This window comes from Bradyrhizobium erythrophlei (genome assembly GCF_900129425.1).
In the GTDB taxonomy this organism is placed as follows: Bacteria; Pseudomonadota; Alphaproteobacteria; order Rhizobiales; family Xanthobacteraceae; genus Bradyrhizobium; species Bradyrhizobium erythrophlei_C.
The window spans coordinates 994129-1011564 of record NZ_LT670817.1 but is presented as its reverse complement, the minus strand read 5'-3'; the positions used below and the strand labels follow the sequence as shown (position 1 = coordinate 1011564).

The following is a 17436-nucleotide window of genomic DNA, read 5'->3' as shown; positions in this document are numbered from 1 at the left end:
AAGGTCTAGCTGAGGGTGGTCGCAACAAGGAGATCGACCATGACCAGTGTTCAAAAGTCCGGCACTTTCACTCTCGGCGGCCGCACTGTTAATCGCCTGGGCTATGGCGCCATGCAGCTTGCAGGCCCCGGCGTTTTCGGCCCGCCCAAGGATCACGACGGAGCGCTGGCCGTCCTGCGCGAGGCCGTCGGGCAAGGCGTGAACCACATCGACACCAGCGATTTCTACGGGCCGCACATCACCAACCAGATCATCCGCGAAGCGCTGCACCCATACTCCGACGATCTCACCATCGTCACAAAAGTTGGCGCACGGCGCGGCGCCGATGGATCGTGGATTCCGGCCATGTCACCGGATGAACTGACGCAAGCCGTGCACGAAAATGTGCGCAATCTCGGAGTCGACGTGCTCGACGTCGTCAACCTGCGCAGCATGTTCGACGTGCATGGCCCTGCCGAAGGATCGCTCGAAGCGCCGCTCACTGTCCTTGCCGAACTGCAACGCAAAGGCATGGTGCGTCACATTGGACTAAGCAACGTCACGCCGACGCAAATCGCGGAAGGACGCAAGATTTGCGAGATCGTTTGCGTGCAGAATTATTACAACCTGGCGCACCGCGACGACGACGCGCTGATTGACGATCTTGCGGGCGACGGCACCGCCTACGTGCCGTTCTTCCCGCTCGGCGGTTTCAATCCGCTGCAATCGTCCACCTTGTCCGCCGTCGCCGCGCGTCTAGGCGCTGCGCCGATGCAGGTCGCGCTTGCCTGGTTGCTTCGTCGCGCGCCCAATATCCTTCTCATTCCCGGCACCTCGTCGATGGTGCATTTGAAGGAAAATCTGGCGGCGACCGCGATCGTTTTGTCCGACGATGTCATCAAGCAGCTGGAGGGCGTCGCAACCATCGCCGCCTGATGGCCTCCGAAAGTGGTCGGCGATCCACTTGGTTCGCAACGTCGTCGCTCGCGGCGTTGCGGTCGCGGCTTCTCGATTACCTCTGACTTGACGGCGCGTCGTGCGCTTTGGACCTTGGCCGTGTAAAAACACTCATCTAGGGAAGTCGGTGAGAAGCCAGGACCGTCGCCGACAAGCTTATAACCCGGTGGTCGAAAACAGCATTTTTTTGCCAACTCCTCACAATTTATCCGCCTTGGAGGACCAAAATGGCATCGAAAAAATCCGTTCCTCACTTCGCCACTCAAAGCCGCACTGTATTGTCGGGCAGCGAGAAAGCACCCCTCGCGGATGCGGGCAGCGAAAAGCCGGCGCCTTTGGCCGCCCGCATCACCGTATCGGTCATTGTCCGACGCAAGACGCCGCTCAAGGCAGCGCATATCACAGGCGAACAACGCCTCACTCGCGCACAGTTCAACGATAGCCATGCGGCAGACCCCGCCGCCGTGAAGCTCGTTGAGCGCTTCGCCAAAGAGTTTGGCCTTACCGTCCAGCCTGGCACGCCAGCACCCGGACGTCGAACCGTCAAGCTCACCGGTACAGTCGCCAACATGCAACGAGCATTCGGCGTCTCCCTTGCACACAAGACGATGGAGGGCGTAACCTACCGGGTTCGTGAAGGCAGCATCAATCTCCCGGCCGAACTTCAGGGCTACGTGGTCGCCGTCCTAGGCCTGGACAATCGTCCGCAAGCTGAACCACACTTTCGCATCCTTGGCGAACAGGATGTAGCCGCTGCTCAAGCCGCTCAAGGCCAAGGTTTCGCCCGTCCCCATGCCGGAGGCATAATCTCGTATACTCCGGTGCAGGTCGGCGAACTCTACCAACTTCCAAATGGCGTTACAGCATCCAATCAAACAATCGGCATCATCGAACTTGGCGGCGGCTTTCGCCAGACAGACATTACGGCCTACTTCAAAACCCTCGGCCAGAAGCCACCTACCGTAATAGCCGTCCCAATAGGAACCGGTAGGAACAACCCCACAAACTCCAGCAGCGCTGACGGCGAGGTCATGCTCGACATCGACGTTGCCGGTGCCGTCGCTCCGGGTGCGCGCATAGTCGTTTACTTTGCGCCCAACACTGATCAGGGATTTGTCGACGCTATCGCTCACGCCATTCACGACACCACCTACAAACCCAGTGTCATCTCGATCTCTTGGGGCTCGGCTGAAGTCAACTGGACCGCCCAGGCCATGGCCGCACTTGACGCCGCCTGCCAATCTGCAGCTGCCCTCGGCATCACTATTACCGCAGCATCGGGCGACAACGGCTCCTCAGACGCCGTTACCGACGGTAAGAATCATGTCGATTTCCCCGCTTCGAGCCCGCACGTCCTCGCCTGTGGTGGCACCAACCTACAGGGCAGCGGCTCAACCATCACGGCTGAGACTGTCTGGAATGCCCAGCCACAGGGCGGCGCGACCGGCGGAGGCGTCAGCAACATCTTCCCGCTGCCAACCTGGCAGGCCAATTCGAAAGTCCCCAAACCTACGGACCCCGCTGGCGGTCGCGGCGTTCCAGACGTTGCCGGCGACGCTGACCCCGCCAGCGGCTATGTCGTCCGCGTTGACGGGAAGACCTTGGTAATCGGCGGCACGAGTGCCGTTGCTCCGCTGTGGGCTGGCGTCATTGCTGTGGCCAATCAACAGAACGGCAAATCCGCCGGTTTTATCCAACCCGCCATTTATGGCACTCAAGGCACTGCCGCCTTCCGCGACATCGTGCAGGGAAACAACGGCAGCTTCGTAGCTAGTACCGGCTGGGACGCGTGCACCGGCCTCGGTTCACCGATCGCCCCGCAACTCATCAAGGCAATTAGGCCGACCTCGGCTAAGTCAAAATCTAAATCTATAGCAAGCAAAAGAAAAACCCGTGTTCGAACCAAGAAATAGACGAGTAGTCCATCTAGAACAACCCTGACGGATCGAAGGGGACAATTCAATCTGCGAGGATCACCTGCCTCGCGCATCGTTTCCTGTTCGGGAAATTCGTAAGCTCACTCCCAGGATCTGCCAGCATCGAAGTCCTCCCGGAACGGGCATTACTCGTTGGACCACGGGGAAAGCGAACGCATCCGCTGCCGCGCCACCGACGCTGTGAACGGTGACGGCTCAGGCCTCAATCAAAACCTGGTCTGCGCCAGCGACAGCTACAAGTTTGAACTAAAAGCGTCGATTTCATTGTCGCGTGTGTAATTTCGTTCAGTCGATCCCGAAACAGCGGGCCGGATTCGTTATGGACAACGCGGCGCATCCATCAGCCCGCGGGCGCTCATCCGCCTTTTTCACCAGGTCGGCGGAGCCTCTGCGCGACCTTACGTTGAAAAGGGCCAATGTCCGAGCCGGGATCAAAAGCGAACAGGGCGAGCCGGCGGAAAGTTCGGCCACGGCCGTCATGCCCGGAAAGCGGAAGTTATTTTGAGCACTGGCGGCTCCACGGCAGGCCACTTCCCGCAGAGCCTGCATCGAGGGCAACAGGGAACAATGATGTTGCGGACAGATCGCGACCATAACGCGGTATCCCGCAAAGTGCTGACGAGTCCACGCCCTGTTCTAGCTAATCTGACCAGCGGTAAATTGTTTGATCAGCCTGCCGTTTCGAATCCCGACCACAACACGATTGAGTATGAGCTTTTCAACGCCAGCGTCCGAAGATCGGATCATGCCGGAGCACGAGCCTCGCTTGCCAGCATTTGCAGCCTCCATCGCAATCCTTCCGATGCAAGGTCGGTTTCGACGGTCGCATTGAGCGCGCGCGTTACCATCTGATCGGTGACAAAACGGCCGAAGCCTTTGCGTGTTGACGGTTTGACCGGAGGTCCGCCCTCTTCGCGCCATTCAATCCGAAACGATTCGGGAGCGCCGTTCTTGTCTTCGAAGCTCCAACTCAGCACGACCCTGCCGCCGGGCGCTGACAGCGCGCCATATTTCGAGGCATTGGTCGCGAGTTCGTGTAGCGCCAGCCCGAGGGTCTGCACGGCGCCGGCCGCGAGCCTGACCTGCGGCCCAACCGCCTCGATCCGCATCGTGTCGGCGCCGACGAACGGCGCAAGCTGGGTTTCGATGAGCTTGTCCAGCGAGACGCCCTTCCAGTCCTGATCGATAAGCAAGGCATTGGATTGGGCCAGGCCCTGTACTCTCGAACCGAACTGCGTTTCAAATTCGCCAAAAGTCGTGCTGGTCCGCGCCGTCTGGCGCGCCATGGCCTGAATCACAGTGAAGAGGTTGTTGGTGCGGTGTTGCAATTCCTGCATCAGGATTTGCAGATGCTCGTTTTGCCGCTTCGGCTCGGTCACGTTGTTGAAGGTCAAGACCACGCCGGAAATCACGTTTGCAACGGTGCGATACGGCCGCATCCGCATGATGTAGGTCGCGCTCTCGTCCTTCAGATCGAGTTGGTGCTCCACGACGCTCAGGGTGCGCTGAACGATCCTGACGTCCTCGCGGAGTTTGTCGTAGGAAAGCAGCGACATGATATCCGTCATCGGACGGCCACGGTCGCTGTCCCGCAAGGAAAATACTTCCATCGCCGCCGGCGTGAAATTCCTGAGGCGCAGGTCGTCATCTAGGAAAATAGTCGCAATCTGGGTGCTGTCGAGGAGATTCTGCAGGTCGTTGTTGGCCTGCATCAAGAGGTCGTTCTTGCCATGCAGTTCGCCGTTGATGGTCTGAAGCTCTTCGTTCACCGATTGCATTTCCTCCTTGGCAGTCTCCAATTCCTCATTGGACGATTGAAGCTCTTCGTTGACCGATTGGTATTCCTCCATCACCGACTTCATGTTTTCGAGCTGGCTTTCCAGTTCATCGCTGGTGGCCTGATGACGAATCTGCAGGGTGCGCAATTCTTGCCCGAGCGCCTCAACATCGCGCAAGGTGGCCGACGACGCTTCTCCGTCGCGCGCCGGCTCGGTTCGCGGCCGGCCTTCGCGAAACCCCACCACGACCATGCCGATCGGCTTTCCCAACTCGGCGATCGGCTCGACCAGGAGGTCCACGAACTGGCCGCCGTTTTCGATCCTCAAATTCTCCTCTTCGACCATCCTGCCGGTGGCAAATGCGCCCTCGACGGCGCGCCGCACTTGCGGTCGCAGGCTTCTTGCCAGATTGGCGAAGAAGTTCAGGCTGGCGTTGCCTTCCGACGGTTCGAGATAGCGGCCGGTCTCACCTCCGGAAAAGCGCACGATATTGTGGTGGCGGTCGACGACAAAATATGCGGGAGAATGCTTCGCCATGACGCGACGCGCGCTTTTGTCGATCTGGTCCTCGCGGACGGCAGGCGCCTGCACTGTCGCGGCCGCCCTGGAGTGAGGCTGAAAGTCCGGAAGCGCCGCTCTCACGCTGTCATCGCGCTGGAGGACGCGATGCTTCTTGTCAGCAACGCTGAACAGCCGCGATTCGCGGCTGATGCTTTCCGATGGTCCGATGAACAGATATCCGCCCGACCGAAGCGCATAATGGAATGTCTGCATGACCCGGTGCTGGAAGTCGTTTTCCATGTAGATCAGCACGTTGCGGCAGGAGATCAGATCGATCTTGGAAAACGGCGGGTCTCTGATCAGATTGTGTTCGGAAAATACGCACATGTCGCGGATGGCGTGGGTCGGAAGGTAATCCTCGCCGTTCTTCACAAACCAGCGTTGTAGCCGTTCAGGTGAAATGCCGTCCATCCTGCGAAAACGGGCGGCGCGGGCAAACGCAATGGCCTGTGGATCGATGTCGGTCCCAAAAATCGTTACTGTGGCGTCGGTGCGGTGCGCTCCGATGGCCTCCTGCAACAGGATGGCGATGGAATAAACCTCTTCTCCTGAGGCGCAGCCGGCGACCCAGACCCGAAACGGATCGCCGGCCTCCCTGGCGGCCAACAGCGACGGCAGCAAGTTCGCTTTCAGCGCCTCGAATGAATCCTCGTCGCGGAAAAATTGCGTTACTCCGATCAGGAGTTCGCGAAACAGCGCGTCGCCTTCCGACGGCTCCCGCCGCAAATGCTCGGCATAGGCGGGAACGGCTTCGATCTGGAGCACCTGCATCCGGCGCTGGATGCGCCGGACCATGGTGTTTTGCTTGTAGCCGCTGAAGTCGTGCTTGAGGCGCTTGCGCAGCACGGTGGTGATCGCCGCCAGACTTTCCCGGACGTCGTCGCGCGCGCCGTCTGTACCCTTTCGCTCCTCGACCTTGGCTAAATAAGCCTGATGTTCGAGGAGCTTCGCAGGGAGCTTCTCGACCGATGCGACGTGATCGACCAGACCCGTCGCCGCCGCGCTGCGCGGCATCCCGATCATCGCGGTTTCGTCGAATTCCGCCTGAGCGAGCGTGAAGCCGCCATGCTCCTTGATCGCCTTGATCCCCAGCGATCCGTCGCTGCCGACACCCGACAAGATAATGCCGACGGCGCAGTCTTCCTGATTCTCCGCAAGGGAGGCAAAAAACGTGTCGATGGGGCGGCGATACTCCCGCGCGGGGGCGGGCATGGAAACCCGCAGCACGTCGCCTTCAAGGGTCAGCGTGGCATTCGGCGGAATGACATGAATTTGAAACCCGAGGGGATTGGGTTCCACAGGTGACGAAAGTCGCGCGCCCGCCGCGTGGACACGATCCAGTGTTCGGTGCGGAGCCTGCCATCGGGCCGCGCTTGGCGTGGGCGGAGTTAGATCGATCTCCCCCCCTACTTGGCGAGGCGAAATTCCTGCAAGCCAAGTCCGCTTCGGGGTCATTCACGACCGGGGCGAGCCAGCGGGAAGTCCGGCCACGGCCGTCATGCCCCGAAAGCAGAAGTTATTTTGAGCACTGGCGGCTCCACGGCGGACCACTTCCCGCAGAGCCTGCATCGAGGGCAACAGGGAACAATGATGTTGCGGACAGATCGCGACCATAACGCGGTATCCCGCAAAGTGCTGACGAGTCCACGCCGTGTTCTAGCGCGCAGCAACCGCCTTCATCGCCGACGCAGCACCCGCGCGCGCGGCGCGCGCCGGGTTCGGGTGGTAAAGTCCGCGCCGGTCCGGATAGGGCTTGAAGGCGTCGGAGATACCGAGCACGGATTCTGCGGCGCCCAGCGCCAGTCCGCCATCGGGTTCGAGCACCCTGGCAAGACGGTCGAAGATGCCGGCCTTGGTGTCCTGGTCGAAATAGATCATGACGTTGCGGCAGAAGATCACGTCGAACGTTCCGAGATGCGAAAAATCCTGCAGCAGGTTCAGCTGCCGGTGCTGCACCATGGCGCGGATATCGGCGTTGAGCTGCCACAACTCGCCGACCTGCGCGAAATACTTGACCAGCATCTGGATCGGCAAGCCGCGCTGGACTTCGAACTGGCTGAAGATGCCGGCTCTGGATTTCTCGAGCACCGCCTGCGACAGGTCGGTCGCAATGATTTCAATTCGCCAGCCCGCCAGCGCCGCGAATTCCTTGACGCACATCGCGATCGAATACGGCTCCTGCCCGGTCGAAGAGGCCGCCGACCAGATCCGCAGGCTGCGGCGGCCGGCGCGCGCCTGCACCAGGGCCGGCAGCAGCTCCTCGCGCAGATGATCGAACGGAAGCTTGTCGCGGAAAAAGAATGTCTCGTTGGTGGTCATCGCCTCGACCACGTCTGACGTCAGCGCGTCGGATCCACTCTTTATCTTTGCGACCAGTTCGGCAATTCCGGGCAGACCGGCTCTTCGCGCCAGCGGCATCAACCGGCTTTCCACCAGATATTGCTTGTCGGTAGACAGGTCCAGGCCGGAACTCTCTTTCAGAAGCTTGCGCAAGAACTCATAGTCCGACGTCACGAACGGTCTCCCGAAAACACCCGAACCAGTTTCTGCGCGATCTGATTGAGCGGCAGCACGGCCGCGCAAATCCCGGCATTGGCCGCCGCACCGGGCATTCCCCACACCACGCTCGAGGCTTCGTCCTGGGCGATCACGTTGCCGCCGGCCGCCACGATCTCCTTGCCGCCGCGCGTCCCGTCCGAACCCATGCCGGTCAGCACGACAGCCAGAACGCCGCCCTGCCAGACGTCGATCGCGGAAGTGAACAACGGGTCGACCGCGGGTTTGCAGAAATTCACCGGCGGTCCATCATCGAGCGCGATCGCAACCTCGGCGCCGTGGCGCGCGACGCGCATGTGGCGGCCGCCCGGTGCCAGATAGATCGTACCGGCCCTGACGATCTCGCCATCGACGGCTTCGTGCGCCGGCCGGTGGCTCGAGCGCGCCAGATGCTCGGCGAGAATCGTCGTGAAGGTCGGCGGCATATGTTGCGTGATCAGCACCGGAAACCGATCGATCACGGGACCGAGGTCGGTGACTAGCGCCATCAGCGCCTGCGGGCCGCCCGTCGATGATCCGATCACGAGCACGCGCGGCGCCTGCGTGCTGAACGCACGATGCGTCAGTTGCGGCTGCGCCAGCGGCGACCGCGGCTGCGGCTCACGCGACCGTTCCAGCGCCGGCGCCAGCGGAGGACTTGCTGTTGCCGGCACGGTGCGGCGGACCTTGGCGCCGAGCGAGCGGATTTTCTGAATCAGATCGTGGTGAAACGTCTCGGCGGCAGCGGGTTCGCGGGTGCTTTCGGGCTTTGGAATGTAGTCCGAAGCGCCAAGCGACAGTGCCTTGAAGCTGATCTCCGCGTTACGGCGGGTCAGGGTCGACGCCATGATGATGATCAGGTTGCGTTTCTTCGCCAGCAGCAGGGGCAGCGCCGAAATGCCGTCAAGCTCCGGCATTTCGATATCGAGCACGGCGACGTCGGGATTGACGCGATCGATCTGGTTGACGGCGTCACGGCCGGTGCGCAGCGAGGCCGCGACAACCATGTCGGGTTCGGACGCGATCCAGCGCGATATCAATCCGCGAATAACCACGGAGTCATCGACCACCATCACCCGCAGCGGCTCTTGCCGCGTCGTACTGGAGGTCGAGCAACTTGCCAACGCAACACTCATTATTCACCAGATCCGGCCGAAGGCGGCACGATGGAAACGATAACGCCGAAGGCAGTTCAGCCGCCGGATCGAAACGGACAGATCAGATCAGGCCAACTTCCTGGAACTTGGCCGTGACGATGTCCTTGTCGAACGGCTTCATGATGTATTCGTTGGCGCCGGCGTGCAGCGCGCGCGCGATGTGCGCGACGTCGTTCTCGGTGGTGCAGAACACCACCTTGGGCTGATCGCCGCCGGGCATCCGGCGCAGATTGCCGAGAAACTCATAGCCGTCCATGACCGGCATGTTCCAGTCGAGCAGGATGGCATCGGGCAACCCGCGCTTGCAGACTTCCAGCGCCTTCTCGCCGTCCTCGGCTTCGACGATCTGGAAATTCAGGCCTTCCAAGATGCGCCTTGCGACCTTGCGAATGACGCTTGAGTCATCGACAACAAGACATGTTCTCATTTTAGCCTCTGCTTCTTCCCGGAAGGGACATTTTCAAATGCAGATCGAGTTTACGACCTGCCCGCTAATATTCCTTACGCCGCCTGCATATCAGGAACGATTTCGAGGACGCGATCGACGTCGAGAACGACCATGAGCTGGCCGTCAAGGCGATGCACGCCGCCGGCGAGTTTGGCCATGCGGGGATCGAGGTTGACGGGGTTTTCCTCGCGGCCGTCGTCGGCGAGCTTGAGCACTTCGCCGATCTGATCGATCAGGAGGCCGTAGGATTCGCCGCGCAGGTCGACGCCCACCGCCATCGGCGGCTTGCCGTCGTCGTTCTTCGGCAGGCCGAGACGGGCGCGCATGTCCACCACCGTGACGATACGGCCGCGCAGATTGAGCACGCCGGCGATCTCGCCCGGCGACAGCGGCACCCGCGTCAGCCGCTCCGGCATGAACACGTCCTGGACCCGCGAGATCGGCAAGCCGAACAGCTGGCCGCCGATGACCGCGGTGACGAATTCGCCAACGGCGCCTTCGGTGGTTTCGGTCTTGCTGGTCATGCTGGATACCTCATGCCGTCCGGCTGAACTTGTTTCATGCCGCAGCCCGGTGGAGTTCGGCGGTCTGTTCCTTCAAGGCCGCGATCAGGCCGGGGCGGTCGAACTTGCCGACGTAATCGTAGAAGCCGGCCAGCCGGCCGCGCTCGATCGCTGCCGGCGACACCATCGAGGACAGCGCGATGATCGGCATCGCGCTCAGGTGCTGGTCGGCCCGGATGGTCTCGGCGAATTCGAAGCCGTTCATGTCGGGCATTTCGATGTCGGTCAGCACCACATCGAAGGTCTGGCCCGAGCGCAGCGCCACCAGGCCCTCCTGCGCATTGGGAGCCACCCGCACCTTGTAGCCCGCCGCCTTCAACACCGGCGCCAGCATGTTGCGGAAGAACGCGCTGTCGTCGACCAAAAGGATCGATTGCGAGCTCTTCGAGGGCTGCATCTCCTTGCGGCTGAACCAGTCGGCGAACGCCATCGGCAGGAAGTGGCCGACGTCGATCACCTCGGTGGCCTGGCCCTTGATCACGGCAGAGCCGAGAATGCCCTCCTGGGAGCCGGCGACCTCGATGTTGAGCCGCTCCTCGACGATGTCGATGATCTCGTCGACCACGAGCCCCATCGAACGGTGATCGTCGGCGAACACCAGGATCGGCTGGGCGCCCGAGGTCTGGACGCTGACGCCGGACATCTGCACCAGCGGCATCAGCTGGTCGCGGTACTGCACCATATGGCGGCCGTTGGAGAGTTCGATCTTGTCGATGGCGATCTCTTCCAGCCGGGTGACCAACGCCAGCAGCACCGCCTTGGGCTGGGTCGAGCCGGCGCGGAACACCAGCAGCGAGGTCAATTGTTCGGCGGAAGAGGCGCGCATCGCGGCGCTCTCGTCCGACATCTCATGGGCGGCCGTGCCGGCGGCGCCGAGCGCCTTGGCAATGCCGTTGGGATCGATGATCATGATCACGGCGCCATCGCCGAGGATGGTGTTGCCGGAGAACATCTCGATGTGGCGCAGCTTGGTCGACATCGGCTTGACCACGATTTCCTCGGTGTGGAACACGCCGTCGACCACGATGCCGAAGGTCTGGCTGCCAACCTGGGTCACCACGATAAAACCGTTCTCCGGATCGGAAGAGGAGCCGTCGTCGATCTTGAGCAGCTTCTTCAGGTGCATCAGCGGCAACAGCTTGTTGCGCAGCCGCAATACCGCGGTATCCTTGATGCGCTCGATGCGGTGCTCGGAGTTGGCCCGGGCCCGAACCAGCTCGACTACCGCCAGCTGCGGAATGGCAAAGCGGTCGCCGGCGGCTTCCACGATCAGCGCCGAGACGATGGCGAGCGTCAGCGGGATCTTGATGGTGACGCTGGAGCCTTCGCCGGCCACCGACTTGACGTCGATGGTGCCGCCGATCTGGTCGATATTGGTGCGCACCACGTCCATGCCGACGCCGCGCCCGGACACCGATGTGACCGCGGCGGCGGTGGAGAAGCCCGGCGCGAAGATGAACTTGTGGATCTGGGCTTCCGTCATCTTCTCCAGTTCGGCCTCGGTGACGAGACCGTTCGCCACCGCCTTGGCCTTGATCCGCTCGGTGTCGAGGCCGCGGCCGTTGTCGGCAATGCAGATGATGATGTGGCCGCCTTCGTGATAGGCCGACAGCCGGATGGTGCCCTGTTCGGGCTTGCCGGCGGCCGCCCGCTCGGCAGGGGTCTCGAGCCCGTGATCGGCCGAGTTGCGCACCATGTGGGTCAGGGGATCCTTGATCAGGTCGAGCACCTGCCGGTCGAGCTCGGTGTCGGCGCCGTGCATCTCCAGTTCGATCTGCTTGTGCAGTTCGCCGGACAGGTCGCGCACGATGCGCGGCAGCTTCTGCCAGGCATTGCCGATCGGCTGCATCCGCGTCTTCATGACGCCTTCCTGCAGCTCGGCGGTGACGTTGGACAGCCGCTGCAGCGGCACCTTGAACTCGGTATCCTCGTTGCGCCTGGAGATCTCGAGCAGCTGGTTGCGGGTCAGCACCAGTTCCGACACCATGGTCATCAGGTGTTCCAGCGTGTCGACATTGACGCGGATCGACTGGTTGGCGACTTTGTCGGCCTCGGGCACATCAGACTCGACCACCGATTTGGCGGCCGCGGGTTTCGGCTGTTTCGGCAGCCCGGCGCGCTTCTCAGCCGCGGGCGTCACGGGCGGTGGCGCGGCCACGGCCGCGCGCGGGGGGGCAGTCTCGATCGCGGTCTCGCGGAACGCCCGCTCCAGTTCGTCCAGCGACACTTCGCCGGGACGCAATGGCCGCTCCAGTATCTGGGGCACCAGGGTGCCCTGCTCGATCGCAGGCTTGGCAGGAACAGGAGCCGCTGACATCGCGGCCATCCCGCGCTCCACCATCTCCTGAAGCTTGACGATCAGATCCTGATCGTCGCCCGCAGGTTCGGCCTCCGTGGCTTCAAGCCCGGCGAGAATTTCCTTGATGCGGTCGATGCTGGCGAGAATCAGGCTGACGGCGTCGGCCGTGACCGGCATGCCGTCTCGGAATTTGCCCATCAAGGTCTCGCCGGCGTGCGCCAGCGCTTCCAGCCGCGGCAGGCCCAGAAAGCCGCAGGTGCCCTTGATGGTGTGAACCAGGCGGAAGATATTATCGAGTATCCTGGCGTTGTTCGGATCCTGCTCGAACCGCACCAGTTGATTGTCGACCGTATCCAGGCTCTCGCTGGTTTCGGTCAGGAACTCCCGCAACAAATCATCCATGAAACAGGCCTTCGAACGCACGGGCGCGCGACCTCGCCACGCCTTTCGGAGTTTGGCCAGCTTCTATGCAAAGCGTTTAATATTGGTTGAGCAATTGCAAAAGAACGGGCTCAACAAAGAGATAAGGCCGCCCGACGGAATTCGGCGCCAACGGGTAAACCGTTGGTTAACCATATTCCCGGACCTGGCGTAATTTTCGCGGCCATTCCGATCGCAGCACCGCGGCCCGCTTTTTGCGGAATGCGCGCGGCACCTTCAGGAAGCGGTCACCACCACCGCATCGCCCTCGGGCGCCAGCACTACTTTCAGTCCGCAGGCTTGCGCCAGCAGCCGCGTATAATAAGGCTGCACCGCATGGGCATCGACGGCGGAGGCCGAGCCCGAACTCAGGAGATCGGCGATATTCTGCGGCATGCGGGCGTTGAGCCCGCTGGCAGCGACGCGAAAGCCGATGGAATCACCCTCGCCGATCGGATCGACCGTGAGCGTGCCTCCGCGCGGTATCGTCTGCTGCGCGATCACCATCATATTCAGCAGCAGTTTTACCTTGTTTTTCGGCAGCAGCACGCGCGGCAAGTTCCACGCGATCGTGGTCTTGTTGTCCTCGAGATGGCCACGCGCCATGGTCTGCGCGTCGCCGAGGTCGATCTGCGCGCCCGACGATCCCGCCGCCCCGAACGCCAGACGGCAGAACTGCAGCCGGGCCGACGCCGTCTTGGCGCTTTTGCGGATCAGATCGAGCGCAAATTCGCGATCGTCCGGCTTGGGATTGTCGTCGAGGACCTCTAGCCCATTGACGATGGCGCCCACCGGACTGATGAGATCATGGCAAACCCGCGAACATAACAGTGCCGCCAGTTCGAGGGCATCGGGGGCCGGAGCGGGAGACGAAGTGCCAGACATAGGAGGTTCCTGGAAATCCGCTGAAAGCGCGGACTAAGGCGAATCACGCATGCTTGCTGGTTTGATACACTGCGAACGCGCGGGCTGCCAACCGGGGACGAAAACCGATGGGAAAGACGAGGAGCATATGAGGACCGCCGATGAATGAGGCACGCTTGTCCGCTGAGGTGATCGATCGCGATGCCGCGGCGGCGCTGATGGCGCCGTTGACCGACCTGGTGCTCCGGGCCGGGGCCGCCATTCTTGCCGTGAACCGTCAGGTGATGAAGATCGACGGCAAAACCGACGGATCGCCGGTGACGGAGGCGGATCTCGCCGCCGACCGCATCATTGCCGACGGTCTGGCGCGGCTCGTTCCAGGGCTGCCGGCTTTGTCCGAGGAACGCGTTCAGCTGGCAAAGCCGCTTTATGACGGCAGCTTCTTTCTGATTGATCCGCTTGACGGCACCAAGGAATTCGTCGCCGGCCGCGACGAATTTACCGTCAATCTCGCGCTGGTGAGCAACGGAACGCCGCTATTGGGCATCATCGGCGCCCCGGCACTTGGGTTGATATGGCGGGGGCTGGTCGGTCGCGGCGCGGAGCGGTTAACGACTCAAACCGGTTCCGTGGCCAAGCCGATCCATACCCGCCCGCTGCCGCCGCGCGGCGAACCCTGGATCGCAGCGGTCAGCCGTTCGCACGGCGATAGCCGGACCGAGGCCTTCATTGCGGCCCGACCAGGCGCGGTTCGCGCGAAGCTCGGCTCGGCGGTCAAATTCGGCCGCGTGGCCGAGGGTAAAGCCGATATCTATCCCCGCCTCGCGCCGACCTGCGAATGGGATGTCGCCGCTGGCTACGCCATCGTTACCGCGGCAGGCGGCAAGATCACCGACGCCCAGGGGGCTGATTTGCAGTTCGGCAAAGGCGGCGCGGGCTTCATCGTGCCGGAATTCATCGCCTGGGGCGATCCCGGAGTCGCCTGCGGCGATCCCGGGGCGGCGCGATAACGATTTGTAGCCCGCTACTGTGCCAGACCTTGCTGCAGCACCGGCCAGCGCGAATTGGCTTCGCGCAGAAAACGCGCGGGGTCGGCGGCAAAGGCATCGCGGTTGTCCTCGCGGCCGAACAGGTAAAGCCGCTCGCCGGCAATCGCCCAGAACCGTGGGTTGCCGGCATAGGTGACGCCACGCGCCACATCGATCGGGTCGTAGCCGCCGAACTGGGGACCGTAAATATCGGGATGGGCGACAAAGGACGCCCGATTGCCCTCGTTGCGGAAACGCCAGACCGCGCCGGCCTCCGACGCCTCGAAATCCTCGATCCCGCGTTCGGGACAGGCGTCGACGAAATAGGCGACGGGATCGAAGCCCTCGATGGCCAGCCCGGTGAAACGGTTGACGACCACCCGCTCGGTGGTCGACGCTTCAGCCGCAAACCGGAAGCACGGCACTGCAACAAGGCTCGCCAGCACGACGATCAAGGCTATTCCGGGGCGAAAAGCGATTCGCGACCGACTGCCGTTTCTTTCCTGCCGTTCTGCCGTCATAGTTGATAACGATAACATCCGAGTCGGGGGACACCGGACGCAACCTAGAGCCGTGCAAGTTGGCATCAGGTTAAGGCGGCGGCCGAGATTTCGATACCAGGGGTTCTTTCATGATTTTAGCCTCACGCCTTGCAGCGGTGACGCTCGCCGCGCTGATGTGCTGGACTGTGCCCGCTTCCTCGCAACAAGGCCCGCCGGAACAATTGCCTCCGCCGCAACGCCAGCCCAGCGCCGCTACCTACGGTCCGGACGAATTGACCAGCGCCGGGCACCGGTTTTTCGGCAATGTTTCGCGCGGCCTCGCTTCGGTCATCGAGCGCGCGGTCAGCCAATGGGGCCTGCCCAACGGCTATGTCCTCGGCGAGGAAGGCTCCGGCGCCTTTGTCGCGGGGCTGAGATACGGCGAAGGCACGCTTTACACCAAGAATGCCGGCGATCTCAGGGTCTACTGGCAGGGACCGTCGGTCGGCTTCGACTGGGGCGGCGACGGCGCGCGCACCATGACGCTGGTCTACAACCTGCCGGCGACCAACGCGATCTACCAGCGCTTTGTCGGCATCAACGGCTCCGCCTATATCATCGGCGGCTTCGGGATGACCGCATTGACCGCGAACAACATCGTGCTGGTGCCGATCCGTTCCGGTCTGGGCCTACGGCTGGGCGCCAATATCGGCTATCTCAAATACACCCCGCACGCGACCTGGAACCCGTTCTGACGTCTCCTCGCGCGGATTGCTCGCGGCGGAATGAGTCGGGTTACGGATTCACGTTAACGCGGCATTAGGCTGGCGTTTACCCTGTGCCCCATGGCATTGTGATTAACGATTTTCTCATGGGGAGTTACCGCTGATGGTCGAACCGATCATGTATCTGGCGATCGGTTTTCTGCTCTCGATGCTGTTCGGGCTGATGATCGTACCGCTGGTGCATAACCGCGCGGTGCGGCTGACGACGAAGCGGCTGGAGGCGGCGACGCCGCTGTCGATGGCCGAGATCCAGGCCGACAAGGATCAGTTGCGCGCGGAATTCGCGATGTCGGCGCGGCGGCTGGAGATGAGCGTCGACCAGCTCAAGAGCAAGACCACCAGCCAGCTCGCCGAACTCGGCAAGAAATCCGATGCGATCAATCGCATGAAAATCGAGCTTGGCGAAAAGAACGCCACCATCTTCTCGCTGGAAGCGCGCGAGAAGGCGGTGAAGGAACAGATGCGCGCCACCGAAGAGGAATTCACCGCCAAGACCGAATCGCTGCGCGACGCCGAAAAGGCGCTGAAGGACAAGCAAAGCGAGCTTGCGAAAATCAATAGCGAGCTGTCCGACCGTTCGATGATGGCGCAGAGCCGTCAGGTCGAGCTGGTGGCGGTGCGCGCCCAGATCGATGAGCTCAAGAGTCGCGTCAGCGATGCCGAAAAGGAATTCGCCGCCACGCAGGCGCGGCTGGCGCAGGAGCGCGGCGACTCAGAAAAGGCGACCAGCGAGCTTGCCGAGGCGCGCAGCCGCGTCGAGAATTTGAGCCAGCGCGTCACCGATCTCGATCGGCAATTGATCATCCAGGTCAAGGAAGCCGAAATGCTCGGCAACCGCGTCAACGACCTGGAGGGGCGGCTCACCACCCAGGGCAAGCTCCTGGCCGAGCGCGACTTTGAAAACAACCAGCTGCGCCAGCAGAACGAAGCCACCGAACGCGCGGCAAACCAATTGCGCGCCGAAATCGCGGCCTTGAGCGAAGGCGGCAAATCGCCGGCGATCGAAAAGCTGCGCACCGAAAAGGCCGCGGTCGAGGAACAACTCCGTATCGCGCGCGACGAACGCGCCAAGCTGCAGCGCGACATCAACGCGATCCAGCAGGCGGCCGAAAGCTCGTGGGCGACCGAGCGCATGGAAAACGCGCTACTGCGCGAGCGCATCAACGATATTGCGGCCGAAGTGGCCAAACTCGCGATGCAGCTGGAAGGCCCGAATTCGGCGATCGAGGCCATGCTGGCCGCGGAACCGGTGATCCCGGCAAAGCCGGCAAAACCCGCCAACGGTGCCGCCAATGGCGTGGCTCCCAGTGGCGGCATGCCCGAGGGCGGCGGCACGCTCGCTGAACGCATCCGGGCCCTGCAGTCCCACGCCTCCCGGGCGCGGCAGCCGGGGTAATTCACCTTGATCAGGGATCCCGGTGCGCCGCTGGACGCGGGTTTACACCATAGCTTGACACCGGTGCCCCGCACTTCGTAAATCGCGGACTCTGACTGGTGTGCATTGTTCGATCGGACGCGATTTCCGGCTTCCGACTTTGCACGAATATCCCGGGCGCATAGCTCAGCGGGAGAGCGTTCCCTTCACACGGGAGAGGTCCAAGGTTCGATCCCTTGTGCGCCCACCATCGCCTCGAGGGCGCGCA

13 protein-coding genes and 1 tRNA gene are annotated in these 17436 nt (G+C 62.3%); 6 read left to right on the top strand and 8 right to left on the bottom strand.

The genetic code is table 11. The annotated features are described in order from the left end of the window. The first annotated feature begins 39 nt into the window (after nucleotides 1-39). Together B5527_RS04880 and B5527_RS04875 are read left to right on the top strand one after the other, a co-directional pair. Nucleotides 40-915 (top strand): aldo/keto reductase family oxidoreductase, encoded by an 876-nt coding sequence (locus B5527_RS04880; RefSeq protein ID WP_079600265.1) that lies wholly within the window; start codon nucleotides 40-42, stop codon nucleotides 913-915. A gap of 248 nt (nucleotides 916-1163) precedes the next feature. Beyond that, nucleotides 1164-2849, top strand: a complete 1686-nt coding sequence (locus tag B5527_RS04875; RefSeq protein WP_079600264.1) for a S53 family peptidase — start codon at nucleotides 1164-1166, stop codon at nucleotides 2847-2849. A gap of 767 nt (nucleotides 2850-3616) precedes the next feature. On the opposite strand, the gene B5527_RS04865 is transcribed toward B5527_RS04875, so the two are convergent. The 7 genes from B5527_RS04865 to chpT all read right to left on the bottom strand — a co-directional run bounded on the left by B5527_RS04865 (nucleotide 3617) and on the right by chpT (nucleotide 13519). Further along, entirely contained in the window at nucleotides 3617-6511 is a 2895-nt protein-coding gene (locus tag B5527_RS04865) for a CheR family methyltransferase (RefSeq protein WP_245332501.1), read from the bottom strand. 357 nt (nucleotides 6512-6868) lie between these two features. Next, nucleotides 6869-7726, bottom strand: coding sequence for a CheR family methyltransferase (locus B5527_RS04860; RefSeq protein WP_245332500.1), 858 nt, complete (start codon nucleotides 7724-7726; stop codon nucleotides 6869-6871). Continuing rightward, nucleotides 7723-8883 carry a protein-glutamate methylesterase/protein-glutamine glutaminase gene (locus B5527_RS04855; RefSeq protein ID WP_079600261.1) on the bottom strand — a complete coding sequence of 387 codons (1161 nt, stop codon included), beginning with the start codon at nucleotides 8881-8883 and terminating at the stop codon, nucleotides 7723-7725. The genes B5527_RS04860 and B5527_RS04855 overlap by 4 nt, the downstream gene beginning before the upstream one ends. 82 nt (nucleotides 8884-8965) lie before the next feature. Further along, nucleotides 8966-9331 carry a response regulator gene (locus tag B5527_RS04850; protein ID WP_079600260.1) on the bottom strand — a complete coding sequence of 122 codons (366 nt, stop codon included), beginning with the start codon at nucleotides 9329-9331 and terminating at the stop codon, nucleotides 8966-8968. A gap of 74 nt (nucleotides 9332-9405) precedes the next feature. Then, nucleotides 9406-9876: a chemotaxis protein CheW gene (locus B5527_RS04845; RefSeq protein WP_079600259.1), complete on the bottom strand. Its 471-nt coding sequence runs from the start codon at nucleotides 9874-9876 to the stop codon at nucleotides 9406-9408. A 34-nt stretch (nucleotides 9877-9910) separates the two neighbouring features. Next, entirely contained in the window at nucleotides 9911-12616 is a 2706-nt protein-coding gene (locus B5527_RS04840) for a hybrid sensor histidine kinase/response regulator (RefSeq protein ID WP_079600258.1), read from the bottom strand. A gap of 255 nt (nucleotides 12617-12871) precedes the next feature. After that, on the bottom strand, nucleotides 12872-13519 hold the full coding sequence (chpT, locus tag B5527_RS04830) for a histidine phosphotransferase ChpT (protein WP_079600256.1): 648 nt from the start codon (nucleotides 13517-13519) through the stop codon (nucleotides 12872-12874). Between the two features lie 140 nt (nucleotides 13520-13659). Between chpT and B5527_RS04825 the strand changes: the two genes are divergently transcribed. Beyond that, nucleotides 13660-14508 (top strand): 3'(2'),5'-bisphosphate nucleotidase CysQ family protein, encoded by an 849-nt coding sequence (locus B5527_RS04825; protein ID WP_079600255.1) that lies wholly within the window; start codon nucleotides 13660-13662, stop codon nucleotides 14506-14508. Nucleotides 14509-14522: 14 nt separating this feature from the next. On the opposite strand, the gene B5527_RS04820 is transcribed toward B5527_RS04825, so the two are convergent. Continuing rightward, on the bottom strand, nucleotides 14523-15047 hold the full coding sequence (locus tag B5527_RS04820) for a YHS domain-containing (seleno)protein (RefSeq protein ID WP_079600254.1): 525 nt from the start codon (nucleotides 15045-15047) through the stop codon (nucleotides 14523-14525). Between the two features lie 110 nt (nucleotides 15048-15157). Here B5527_RS04820 and B5527_RS04815 point away from each other — a divergent pair, with 110 nt between their 5' ends. The 3 genes from B5527_RS04815 (at nucleotide 15158) to B5527_RS04805 (ending at nucleotide 17418) form a co-directional block, all read left to right on the top strand. Continuing rightward, nucleotides 15158-15763 carry a DUF1134 domain-containing protein gene (locus B5527_RS04815; protein WP_079600253.1) on the top strand — a complete coding sequence of 202 codons (606 nt, stop codon included), beginning with the start codon at nucleotides 15158-15160 and terminating at the stop codon, nucleotides 15761-15763. A 133-nt stretch (nucleotides 15764-15896) separates the two neighbouring features. Beyond that, on the top strand, nucleotides 15897-17189 hold the full coding sequence (locus tag B5527_RS04810) for a hypothetical protein (protein ID WP_079600252.1): 1293 nt from the start codon (nucleotides 15897-15899) through the stop codon (nucleotides 17187-17189). Between the two features lie 154 nt (nucleotides 17190-17343). After that, a tRNA-Val gene (locus B5527_RS04805) sits at nucleotides 17344-17418 on the top strand. Nucleotides 17419-17436: the final 18 nt, after the last annotated feature.